At 56.6% G+C, this 12,143-nt stretch carries 7 protein-coding genes, 1 tRNA gene and 1 pseudogene; 4 read left to right on the forward strand and 5 right to left on the reverse strand.

From position 1 onward, the window contains the following. Nucleotides 1–92: 92 nt before the first annotated feature. Nucleotides 93–1,994 carry a DNA mismatch repair endonuclease MutL gene (mutL, locus tag AC5DDB_RS13640; RefSeq protein WP_491740282.1) on the reverse strand — a complete coding sequence of 634 codons (1,902 nt, stop codon included), beginning with the start codon at nucleotides 1,992–1,994 and terminating at the stop codon, nucleotides 93–95. A gap of 173 nt (nucleotides 1,995–2,167) precedes the next feature. On the opposite strand from mutL, the gene AC5DDB_RS13645 reads away from it, so the two are divergent. Beyond that, nucleotides 2,168–2,240, forward strand: a tRNA-Thr gene (locus AC5DDB_RS13645). Between the two features lie 436 nt (nucleotides 2,241–2,676). Further along, complete coding sequence (locus AC5DDB_RS13650) at nucleotides 2,677–4,062, forward strand: hypothetical protein (RefSeq protein ID WP_491740283.1); 1,386 nt, start codon at nucleotides 2,677–2,679, stop codon at nucleotides 4,060–4,062. Nucleotides 4,063–4,195: 133 nt separating this feature from the next. On the opposite strand, the gene AC5DDB_RS13655 is transcribed toward AC5DDB_RS13650, so the two are convergent. Genes AC5DDB_RS13655 through AC5DDB_RS13665 form a run of 3 tightly spaced genes read right to left on the reverse strand, consistent with a single transcriptional unit; the run spans nucleotide 4,196 to nucleotide 5,592 of the window. Next, nucleotides 4,196–4,690 (reverse strand): HEAT repeat domain-containing protein, encoded by a 495-nt coding sequence (locus AC5DDB_RS13655; protein WP_491740284.1) that lies wholly within the window; start codon nucleotides 4,688–4,690, stop codon nucleotides 4,196–4,198. Next, nucleotides 4,687–5,070 (reverse strand): hypothetical protein, encoded by a 384-nt coding sequence (locus tag AC5DDB_RS13660; protein ID WP_491740285.1) that lies wholly within the window; start codon nucleotides 5,068–5,070, stop codon nucleotides 4,687–4,689. The genes AC5DDB_RS13655 and AC5DDB_RS13660 overlap by 4 nt, the downstream gene beginning before the upstream one ends. Nucleotides 5,071–5,100: 30 nt before the next feature. Continuing rightward, nucleotides 5,101–5,592 carry an FKBP-type peptidyl-prolyl cis-trans isomerase gene (locus tag AC5DDB_RS13665; protein WP_491740286.1) on the reverse strand — a complete coding sequence of 164 codons (492 nt, stop codon included), beginning with the start codon at nucleotides 5,590–5,592 and terminating at the stop codon, nucleotides 5,101–5,103. A gap of 225 nt (nucleotides 5,593–5,817) precedes the next feature. Here AC5DDB_RS13665 and AC5DDB_RS13670 point away from each other — a divergent pair, with 225 nt between their 5' ends. Next, nucleotides 5,818–8,991: a YCF48-related protein gene (locus tag AC5DDB_RS13670; protein WP_491740287.1), complete on the forward strand. Its 3,174-nt coding sequence runs from the start codon at nucleotides 5,818–5,820 to the stop codon at nucleotides 8,989–8,991. A gap of 95 nt (nucleotides 8,992–9,086) precedes the next feature. Here the strand turns inward: AC5DDB_RS13670 and AC5DDB_RS13675 are convergent. After that, a pseudogene (locus AC5DDB_RS13675) lies at nucleotides 9,087–9,404 on the reverse strand (DMT family protein); the annotation flags it as partial. Between the two features lie 247 nt (nucleotides 9,405–9,651). On the opposite strand from AC5DDB_RS13675, the gene AC5DDB_RS13680 reads away from it, so the two are divergent. After that, nucleotides 9,652–12,111 (forward strand): DUF1549 domain-containing protein, encoded by a 2,460-nt coding sequence (locus tag AC5DDB_RS13680; protein ID WP_491740288.1) that lies wholly within the window; start codon nucleotides 9,652–9,654, stop codon nucleotides 12,109–12,111. The last annotated feature ends 32 nt before the right edge of the window (nucleotides 12,112–12,143 follow it).

Here is a 12,143-nt window from a genome sequence, read left to right on the forward strand (position 1 = left end):
AATCCGTCGGTTACCTAACGGCGTCTGACGAGAGCCGACAAGTCGACGTTCCCCACGCAACCGACGTTAGAGAACCGGCGAAATACTTAGCGTCATCCAAGCCGACCGAACTGCTTGTCTAACTCGTCGCGGGTCAGCACTAGTGCGGTTGGGCGGCCGTGGGGGCAGTGGTGGGCGTCGTCGATGAGGTGACGTTGAGCAAGCAGACTTTCCATCTCTTCCGGCTTCAAGCGTTGCCCCGCTTTGATCGCAGCTTTGCACGACATCATATGGAGCAGACTGTCGAGAATGTCGCGTCGGGTGGGGGCTTTTCCGGCGCTATCGAGTTGGTCGGCGATATCCCGTAGCAATCGGCCCGGTTCCGTACGGGCGAGCATTGCCGGATATGCGGTGAGCAGCACAGTGCTTTTGCCGAACTCCTGCACGCCGAAGCCAAGTTGCGTGAGCAATTCCTCATTATCAATGACGAGAGCCGTCTCACGCGGGCTAAGTTCGATCGGCTGCGGCACGAGCAATCGCTGCGATTCGACGGCTCCATCGAGCACGCGTTTCCGCAGTGTTTCATACATCACCCGCTCATGGAGAGCGTGTTGATCAATCACCATCAACCCCGCTTCGGACTCCACGACCAGGTAACAATCCAGCACCTGCATCACGCGTTGGCGACGCGGCACGGGAGACGGATCATCGTCCTCCTGGTCCGTGTGAGAGGTAAGGGGTGAAGAGTGAGGCGGGGAAAGATGATGTGACAAGGTCTGAGGTGATGAGACGAGTGACGGCGAGAAATCCGCTTCCGTTTCCCGAGTCCTGTCGCCCGTCGCCTGACTCGTGTCTCCCGAATCGTGTCCTCTGTTAGCCACTTGGGTTTCGAGCGCACTTTTCGCCCAGTCGGCCAGTTCGGTTTCCATCGCAAATTGACGCTGCGGATCGGGGCGGGGCGGTGTGTCCAACTTGGCGGCCGAATTCTGTCCGCGTCCGCCCGGCAGGTGCATTTTCGAATCGAGATCCATCCCGAGAAACTTCGTTCGCAATGTCGAGAGGAGTTGTCGATATTGCTGCTGGGAATCACTGAAACGAACTTCCGACTTTGTCGGGTGTACGTTGACATCGACGACTTCCGGCGGCACTTCCAAAAACAAAAAGGCCAGCGGATAACGCCCGACCATCAGCAACCCGCGATACGCTTCCCCAAGGGCGTGTTGCAGCGAACGGTCTTGAATCCACCGTCCGTTGAGAAACAGATATTGCCCCTTCCGCGAGCCTTTACTTTGACTGGGGTGACCGACATACCCCCAAAGCCGCCCGGCTTCCGTGTTCGATTCGACCCAAATCAACTGCTCCGCGGTACTCTTGCCGAAGAATAGCTCAAGCCGATCGATCAACCGATCCGTAGGTGGCAACTCATAAACCGTTTTGCCGTTGTGTCTTAGAATCGCGTGCAGTCGTGGATTCGCAATCGCCACCCGTGTGAACTGCTCACTGATATGCCCGAATTCGGTGGCCGTCGTTTTCATAAACTTGCGACGAGCCGGCGTATTGAAGAACAACTGGCGAACTTCGACGACTGTTCCCGGCGGACATCCACATGGCGATACCGCTCCGGCTTGCCCACCCGCAACTTCGATTTCCCGGCCGATATCTTCGTCAGCGATGCGGCTCCGCAAACGGAACTTCGAAACCGCCGCAATCGAGGCAACCGCTTCGCCCCGAAACCCCATCGTGCGGACGCGTTCCAAATCCTCCGCCGAGCCGATCTTGCTCGTCGCATGGGACGCAAACGCCAGTCCGAAATCATCGGGGTGAATGCCTTCCCCATCGTCAGCGACGCGAATCAACTCCGCACCGCCGGCCTGGATTTCGACCTCAATCCGCGTGGCTAACGCGTCCAAACTGTTTTCGAGCAGTTCTTTCACGACCGATGCCGGCCGCTCAATGACCTCCCCGGCGGCAATTTTGTTGACAACGTGCGGGTCAAGTTGCTGAATACGAGCCATGAGCCAATGCAAACTTTTTCGAACCGAAGACCAAACCGCCAATTCTAACTCATGGGAATCTCGAAAAGAATGCCCCGCCCGAGAACTTCAGATTCCCAAGACAAAATCCGCTTGCAGGCAAACCCCGAAGACCCTATGATTCGCAAATTGCCGGTTGACCCCCAAAACCACCCGCCGCTGTAGCTCAGCTGGCAGAGCGACGCATTCGTAATGCGTAGGTCGGGAGTTCGAATCTCCCCAGCGGCTTTTGGTCATCCGGGTTCATCGGGTGGCAATCGGTTTCAAACCCTGGTTTTTCCAGGGTTTTTTCATGCGCGTTGGTTTCCCACTCATGGGTAGTGTTTGATCTAATGGCGGCCATTTAGGGGCAATCTGTGTCTCTGGTGACTGTTACCATAGCAGACGCTGTATTGTCGGTTCCGGCGATGTCGGCCATTCTTGCCAGAGTTCCCTTGTGGATCTCGGGCAGCCGTATTCCGCCCCCCTGAGTAGATCGACCGTCGCGGTTTGAGGCAGTCGGTGATGGCAACGCGGCCATCGACACATCGAGGCCTTGAAGCACGCCGATGGTCATTGAACGGGTACGTTCGGAAAGACGAATTTCCTTGCATTTCAATTTGATGTCGATGACACTCTCGTTGTAAGCAGGGTTCGTTTTTCGACACACTTGGAGACTTGCACTATGGCAGCTCAATTACTCAGCGTGATCGTCTTAACACTCTCCCTGTTGCCCCCTGCGTTCGCAGATGAAGACACGGCCACCACTTCGGAAGCCGTCTTTAATCAACGCATTCTTCCAATTTTCCGATCGGAAAAACCATCGAGTTGCGTCCAATGCCATCTCTCGAGTGTCGACCTGAAGAACTACATCCTGCCCAGTTCGCAGAAGACGTTTCTATCGCTTCGCGACCAAGGGTTGATTGATTTCGAACAGCCCGAAAAATCGAAAATCCTCAAGCTGATTCAAATGGGGGACCGTGATCTCGATACGGGCGCGAAACTGATTCATGCCGAACTTAGAAAGCAGGAATACGACGCTTTTGCGGCTTGGATTCGCGTTTGCTGTGAAAATGAGTCGCTACGCAATCTTCCAAAACTTTCTGAGGACGAACTGGCCGGTCCCGGTTTTCCCGATCAGGTGATCCGCCATAGTCGTAAGAGCCGAGTGGTTGAGTCATTTGCCAGGAATGTCTTTTCGCAGCGAATGCGGTGTTTTCCTTGTCACACGCCACATGAGATCGACGAGAACAATCCTCGGCATGCTGCTGCGATAAAAACGCGGCGTCGGTTACAGGAGAAGTACGGGGACCAAATCGAACGGCTGAACCTCTTTAAGAAGACCCCCGAAGCCACGCTCGATTTCCTGGTTCAGGCTAGCCGTCAACCTCGCTCGGATAGCTTACCAATGTTGAATCTTGAAGACGCAAAACGCAGTCTTTTGGTCATGAAGCCGACATCCAAACTTCCGGCAAGGAACTCGGACGGCACCTTTGCGGCTCCTTCATATTTGCCTCCGGTTACGCATATGGGCGGACTTAAAATGCATCCGCATGACCAGTCTTACAAGTCCTTCATTGCGTGGATTGAAGACTATGCGAAAACCACGAAAGGCGAATATCAATCTGTCGATGACCTTCCCGCGGACAATTGGATTCCCACCCAGCAGGTCTTAAGACTTTCAAACACTCCTAAGGAGTGGTCGCTGGGCACACCGGTTCAACTATTCTTGCATCCGCAAAATGAAAACCGGCAAGGCTGGCAGGACGAGCCAATCGCGTTCACGCAGGGGACAGTCACCCCGCGAGGGATGGTCAACGGAGCGCTTTTCGTCTTCAAACGCGGCCCCCAACGAGAATCGGGACCGAACGCAGACAACCAGCAATCATCGCTGCCGAAGGTTGCCTATCAAGTGCGGGTGTATGTCGATCGGACAGGGCAGTTGACAGATGATCCGGCGGCAATGCTAACCGGAGACGCCTACGTAGGTTCCATCGAGTTGGATGGATCAGGCTGGCAAGAAGGTTTCCGATCCGCAAAAACCGTCTCCGCCGAGGCACTGAAACATTAGCGGTGGTGCATACCCAAAGTCGGCAACCAGAGAATCAAAACCCGCCGCAGTCATGGTCCCAGACGGCACCACGCGAACACTCACCACCGACCCGCCAGCCAATCCACCGCAGACGGAAAGTCGGGGTGCGTGGCTATTTTTGGAGTCGCTCAAGAGTTCGGTTAGCGAGTCGGGCGAGTCTGGGGGATGTTGATTGTTGGGCGTCTTTTAGGGCGGTGAGAACGTCTTCGTTGGCGATCCCTATTTGATCGATGGCCCAGACGGTGCGTTCTTGGACGTTGGTTGCCTGTGACGTTTTGAGAACTCTTATTAGTGTTGGCACGGCGGGAGCAGCAGTGGCTTGGAGTCGGCCGAGGAGCGTGACGGCCCACCAGGCAACGTCGGTACTGGCGTCAGTCGCGAGTTGTTCCAGCGTGGGAATTTCCTCAGCGGCCGGTGGGCCGAGTTCTTCGAGAGCCCCGACTGCCCATTCGGCGACTTGTTCGTCGTCATCCCCCGCACATCGCACCAATGGTACCGCCGCCGCTTTCGCGTCTGGCCCCATCTGCGCGAGCTTCTCCGCAGCGGCACGACGGGCGGCAACATCCGATGCCGATAGCTGCATTGCCAATTCGGAAACATCACTCATTGTTTCGTCCTCTTCGATCGCGTTCGAAACTCGTGGATCCAGGCAATGCAGTACAGGCCGAAGGCCGTCAAAGTGAATGCGATGATCGCGAAAAGTGCAATCTTGATGAACGCGAGAAAATTGTCGAAATTCACTGCTGCAAGTTCGGGCATTACTGCGGATGACTGCATCTTCGGCTGGAAGTAATACTTGTTGACTCCCCAAAGCACACCGAAGGAGATCCAAGAAACCACCACGAATGTCCCGAATGCAACTAGAGTCCCAGGTGGTTTTTTGCGTTCCCGACCGAAATAGACAATCGCACCAAACAGAAGCGCTGGATTCACGAGGAAGTGCAGGAACAACACCGCATCAAAGAGAACATCTCGAATGGTTTCCATCGGTGTGTTCCTGGAAAGCATTGGACGTTTTTACTTCACTTCACGCAATTCGACGATGAAGTGCAACGTGGCGTTCGGCGGGATGCCGGGGCGTCCTTCAGGGCCGTAGCCGAGTTCAGACGGAATCTCCAACTCGATTTTGCCGCCTTCGCGGACGTATTGCAGGCCTTCGGTCCAACCGGCGACGACTCCACTCAGCGGGAACTCGGTGGGTTCGGCGCGACGGTAGGAACTGTCGAAGGTCGAGCCGTCATCGAGCCAGCCTTTGTAATCGGCAACGACGGTATCTTGAGCGGTCGGTGTGCGGCCGTCGCCTTTCCGGAGGACCCGGTACTTCAACCCGGAAGGAGTTTCGGTGAAGTCCTTTTGGGCATCGGGACCGTCCGGGCCAAGTCGCGAGGGTGTGGTGCGAGTCGTCGGGTCACTATTGTCGGCCGTCTGCCGAGAGTCCGGCTTGGCACAGCCGAGCTGAGCAAAACAACCAACCACAACAGCAACTAGCAACAACGTTCGCAAATACATTGAGTCATCCCACGTTTCAGTAGGCTGGGACTCGTCCCAGCAATTCCGTTGAATTCATGCTGGGTCCCGACCCAGCCTACGGCCCGTGCCCGGATTGTAGCCGGATAATGGGGATGGTGGTAGACAGCAAACCAGCCGTCGCTCGGATTCCTCTTTCCCAAATTCCCCAAAACCGCGTAATATCCCGACGATTCAGAAACTTTGGATGCGAACGGAGTCGCACCGATGTCGCGATTGATTTTCATTCTCACGTTCATCGTGTTGGGCGGTCTTTGCAGGTTCGATGCGGTGGCGGCTCCGCCGGTGTTTGGAGCGAGTCGTGGGCCGAACGCGTTGCAAGACGATGCCGCCCTCCGTGACGTGCAGTTCGTCGGCTCCAAAATCGGTTGGTGTGTGGGGGATCAAAGCACGATTTGGCAAACCTCCGACGGCGGACGGTTTTGGTCGTTGGTACCCGCTCCCGCACGGGCGAATTTTCGCAGCGTGTGTTTTCTGACCGACCGTGTTGGTTGGGTGGCTGGTGGTGGTTTTCGTCCACACACTCGGCAAAGTTTCGGTGTGATTTTGGCAACGAACGATGGTGGTGCGTCTTGGCAGGTCCACGAACGCGACGGTTGGCCGAACTTTCAGTACGTGCGGTTTTTCAGTTTGCAAGACGGCATTGCGGTCGGTGAAGCGACGAATGAATGCCCGTCGGGAGTTCTCACCACGCAGGACGGTGGTGAATCTTGGCAGCCGATGCAGGGCACACTGCGTCCCGGTTGGCGGACGGCGGAATTCTTGCAGCCCGAGATTGGCATCGTCGCTGGGATGCGAGGGCAAGTCTCGCTCGTCGGTGGTGAGAGGCTGCTGGCAACGCAGGTCGGCAACTTGGGTCTACGAACGGTGCGGAAAGTTCGACTCACCCAGCAGAACACGGGCTGGTTGGTTGGGGACGGAGGATTGATTCGGACGACGAACAATGGCGGAGTCTCCTGGGAACCGCCGCCAAACTCGCTGCCCCGAGAAGTGGGGGACTGTCTGGACTTTCACGCCGTCGCCGTTCGCGGAGCGAAAGTGTGGATCGCCGGGCGACCGGGTGGAATCGTGTGGCATTCGCCGGACGGTGGAACAACTTGGCAGAAACTCGCGACCGGTCAAACGGTGCCGATTCACGATTTGGAATTCATCGACGACAACTTCGGTTGGGCGATTGGAGATCTCGGCATGATGCTCGCCACCGGGGACGGTGGCCAAACGTGGGTGCCGGTTCGTGGGGCGAATCGTCGGGCGGCTGTGTTGACATTGGTGCCACGCCCCGAACGAATTTCGTTCGCCTTGCTGACGAAACTTGCAGCGGAGCAGGGCTATCGCAGCGTGGTCCATTTGCCGGCGCGTGATGATGTCGGCACGGATGGCGAATCGCGGATCGATTTCGATCTCCGCACGACCGATGCGGTCACCGCTGTAGGCGCGAACGCGGTCGAAACCGGTTGGCGATTCCCGCTTGCGGTGCCCGAATTAGAATCGCAGATGACACGGCTGATCGCCGATTGGAACAACCGGGCGGAAGGGCGGTTTCCCGATGTGTTTCTCGGTTCGCTTGTATTGAGTTTACGAACTTGGCAGCCGGATATGGTCATCGTAGACATGTCCGGTGAAGACGACGCCGTCGGTCGGTTGCTCTTCGATGCCATTCAGAAAGCGATTCAAGAGGCGGCTGATTCCACTTGCTACCCGTTCCATCAAAGTTTGGCGGGAGTGCCACCGCATCAGGTGCGACGTCTCTTCTTCCGTCAACCCGATGGCAGTGTCGGGGATGTGGAATTCGACCCGCATGAGTTTTTGCCGCAGTTGGGGACGTCGGCTCATACCGTCGCGGTGGCGGCTCAGGCTCGGCTCATGCCGATTCATCGAACAACCGAAGCCCGCGAACCATACCGATTATTGCTCAGTGATGGTCTGAGCGATCAAGAACCACACGCTGGAGATTTCTTCGCGGGCTTAGATATCGCTCCCGGATCGGCTTCGAGGCGTTCGTTAACCTTGGTGGACCCGAACGAACACATGCGTCGCGAAGCGATCTTCAAGAAACAACGGAATTTCCAAGCTTACGCTGCTCGCATGTTGGACGATCCGCGACATGCGGCTCAGATCATCGGTCAACTCACCCAGATCACCCAAGGCATGACCGATCAGGAAGCCGCCTTGCAACTTGCGCGGTTGGCGGAGGCATATCGGCGGCAATCACGCTGGGATCTCGTGGAGGCAACCTCATTGGAACTGGTCGAACGTTTCCCGCACCAACCGGCGGCGATCGATTCCATGCGGTGGTTGTTTCGACTTTGGAGTGGCAGCGAACCCGCTTGGCAACGCGCCCGAAAGACGCAAGTTCAAACCGCGTCCATCAACACGAATGTGTACGATGTTCGGAGCCGTATCGAACAGGCGATTGTCGCCGCGAAACAAACGCCGATTGATCAGATCGGATATACGATCAATCGCGGTCCCGATCCCGTGCAACTCATGACGCAAGCCGGCGTGCTCCGTGCGGGCAAGTCGGACGATTGGCGATCGGGGGCGGTGAAGAATTGGCATGACCAAGCGATCCGCATGGCGGCTCTCATTCGACAACAGAGTCCTGCGTTCTACGCTCAGCCGGAATTGCAATTCCAATTGGCAGCGATGATGAAGTCACGCGGTTCGCTGGCGGTGTCCGATCCGATTTACGGTCGCTTTGCCGCACTTCCCGAAGGTTCCGCTTGGCAAGCCGCTGCCGCCAGTGAGATTTGGCTCAACGCACCCGGCGGCCAACCGCCGAAAGAACTCGTGCCCGTTCAGAAAGTTCGCGAGCGACCACTGTTGGATGCGACACTGTCCGACGATTGTTGGCAAGCCGCTTCGATTCTCACGCTGCGTGAGACCGCAAATCCAGACGCCCAAGTTCCTCATGGCGGAGCCGCAATTGCGATGTTGGCATACGATTCCGAATTTCTGTATGTCGCCGCCAGTGTGCCGAAGGTTTCCGAGTTGGAGTATGAACCAGTGCAACTCGCCGGTCGCGAACACGACGCCGACCTATCCGGACACGACCGCGTGCGGTTGATGATCGACACCGATCGCGACTACGCCACCTGGTACACCTTGGAAGTCGACCAACGGGGTTGGACTCGCGATGCGTGCTGGGATGATCAAGGATTCAATCCGAAATGGCACGTCGCCGTCGACGCCGACGAAAAACGCTGGCGGATAGAATGTGCGATTCCGCTCACCGAATTGCTGCCCGAAGCACCAAAACCAGGGCAAACGTGGTCGGTCGGCATCGACCGCATTATTCCCGGCGTTGGTCTGCAAAGCTGGACGCTACCCGCCGGCGAAACCCCCAAACCACATGCCTTCGGTTTGCTGCAATTTCAATGATCGTCCTTCGGTGGATCGATGGAAACACTCGACAAAGGCGTGACGGCGGTCGCAGGGTTATTCGTCGAATGTTCGTCGACGGGCTTCTCAAAACCAAACGTGAACGCGACCGCAGCCAGAATCAAAAGGAAGCCGACATAGTGATTCCACCGCAACGGCTGATGCAAATAAAACGCGGTGAATAATCCAAAAATGACCAGCGTGATGACTTCCTGAATGATCTTCAGTTGAGCCGCGGAGAATCTCCCATATCCAATCCGGTTGGCGGGCACTTGGAAACAGTACTCGAAGAAGGCCAACCCCCAACTGACCAAGATCACGATCACAAGCGGGCTGTGCTTAAACTTCAAATGCCCGTACCACGCGAACGTCATAAAGACATTCGAAATCGTCAGCAACACGATGGTTTTCATAGTTCCTCAACGACAAGAAAATAGACAATTGCCGTAACGTCTTGTGGTTGTAGTGCAACTCTTAGCGTGGCGGATAGTGTCAGCCGATCGATTGGGGGCGCCCGGTTTCAGCGTGATGAATCGGCCATATTCTCGCGTCAACGCATGTAAAATCATTGATTAGTCGTCGGCGACCGATTAAGCTGTTTGTTTGTCCCTGAGGATTAGGGGACCCGAGGGTGGCAACTTCGACAAAGGATCGCACGGTATGTCGAGTGGACATCGTCATCGACGAATCTCACGGCTAACAATCTGTGGGTCGATCCTCGCGGTGTTCTCGACGACAACCATCGCGGCGACGCTGGAACTTTCGCCCCCGAAGATTGAGTGCGTCGGTCCGGAATCGACGATTCAAGTGCTTGTGACGGAACACGTTGGGCAACGCCGTCTCGACCGGACTACCGCTGCGGAGTACCGTGTCGATGACCCCGCGATTGCGACCATCGACGAACACGGGCGACTCGAACCTCATGCCGAAGGCACGACAACGCTCCACGTTTTACTTGGGTCTCAGCAGATCACGACGTCGGTAAGTGTGACGGGAATTCACAACCCGGAACCGGTTTCTTTTCGGAATGAAATCATCCCCGCGTTGACGAAATCCGGCTGCAATTCCGGTGGGTGTCATGGCAAAGCGGAAGGACAAAACGGGTTCCGTTTGAGCATCTTTGGTTTCGATGCCGACGCCGATTATGCCGCGTTGGTGAAGGAATCCCGGGGACGACGAGTGTTACTGGCTGCTCCTGCGGAAAGTCTGCTGCTGCGGAAAGGTTCCGGACGCACCCCACACGGCGGCGGACCCGCGATGCCAGTCGATTCGTTCGGTTACCGTCGCACATTGCGGTGGATCGAAGAAGGCGGCCGGCTCGACGACGGTACCGCATCGGAAATCGTGCGGATTGCAGTGGAGCCGGCAGAGCAGTTCCTTGCACTTCGACAGGAAACCGAAACAACCGTAGGCACCGAACAACAACTTCGCGTTGTCGCCTATGATGCGAACGGCAACACACGCGATGTGACCGCCGAAGCCGCCTTTGAAACCAATGCTCCAACCATTGCCGAAGTGGATAGCCGCGGATTGATCGAAGGCTTCGATGTGCCCGGCGAGGCGGCGATTCTCGTGCGATACATGGGGCATGTCGGTGTGTGTCGCATTCGGATTCCTCGCCCCGGTGTTTCATTCCCGCGTCCGCCCGAGAACAATTTCATCGACGGTTTGGTCTGGGACAAACTCGCTGCAATGGGCATCGAACCCAGCGAACTATGCACCGATGCCGAGTTCCTTCGCCGGGCTTCGCTAGATGTCATTGGCACACTCCCCACAGCCGCCGAAACCCGCGAATTCTTGAACGATCCGTCACCCGACAAACGCAGCCGTTTGGTGGACGAATTATTAGGCCGCCCGGAATACGCTACTTATTGGGCGCTTCGCTGGTGTGATTTGTTGAAAGTCGATGCGAATGCCCTGGGGGCGACCGGTTCGGTGGGAATCCATCGCTGGTTGCGAAACCAGTTTGCGGACAATCGTCCGTATGACGAACTCGTCCGCGACATCCTGACTGCCCGCGGAAATCTCGAAGCCATCGGACCGACACCATTTTACACCACACTCGGCAAACCGAGCGAACTGGCCAGTGCAACAAGTCAACTGTTCCTCGGCGTGCGGATCGAGTGTGCGGAGTGTCACCATCATCCGTTTGAACGCTGGTCCCAAGCCGACTTCACCGCCTACGCCGGTTTCTTCACGGGGTTGAAAACCAAGTCGCTGCCGAACGGAAGCAAGTCGCTGGTTGCGAGTCTCGGGCAAGACCTCAAACATCCCCGCACAGGCGAAACGGTGTCAGCCGCTGGTTTGGGGCAGACCGTTTCGCTGTCTGAAGATCTTCCTCGTGACCGTCGCCTCATGTTAGCCGATTGGATGACGCACCCTGAAAACCCATTCTTCGCGAAGGCGATTGCAAATCGGTTGTGGGCCCATTATTTCGGTCGCGGTTTGGTGGAACCGCTCGATGACATCCGTGCCACCAACCCTGCAACAAACGAACCGCTGTTGGCGGCTCTCGCGGAATCACTCGTCCGAGACGATTACGATCTGAAGAAATTTACGAAAACGCTGCTCACGTCGCGGGTGTATCAACTCAGCCACGAAATCACTGAAACGAACGCGACCGACGAACAGAACTTTTCACACGCCACGTATCGACCGCTCCCGGCGGAAGTCTTGCTCGACGCCGTTTGCCAAGCGACCGATGTGCCCGAGAAATTCAACGGTTGGCCGGTTGGTTCGCGAGCGATCGAAGTCTGGGACAACCGGATGCCGAAGTATTTCTTCCGCATCTTCGGACGCCCGCAACGCACCACCGTGTGTGCTTGCGAACGCGGTGACGACCCAACCATCTCCCAAGCCTTGCACGTCATGAATTCCCCCGAAGTCGGAAGCAAGGTGGGGCATCGTCTTGGTCGTGCTCGGCAACTGGCCGACTCGGAGCGGACACCAGACGAAATCATCCAAGAACTCTACCTCGCCACACTCAATCGGGGACCGACCCCCGAGGAACGAAAACTCATGCGGTCGGCATTTTCGGATCCCGAAACCGATCGCCAAACCGCTACCGAAGACGTGTTGTGGACACTTTTGAATACTAAAGAATTCCTGTTCAATCATTAGTCATCGGGGCGTGGTGATGCACCAATGACTGG

Source organism: Thalassoroseus sp., assembly GCF_984380535.1.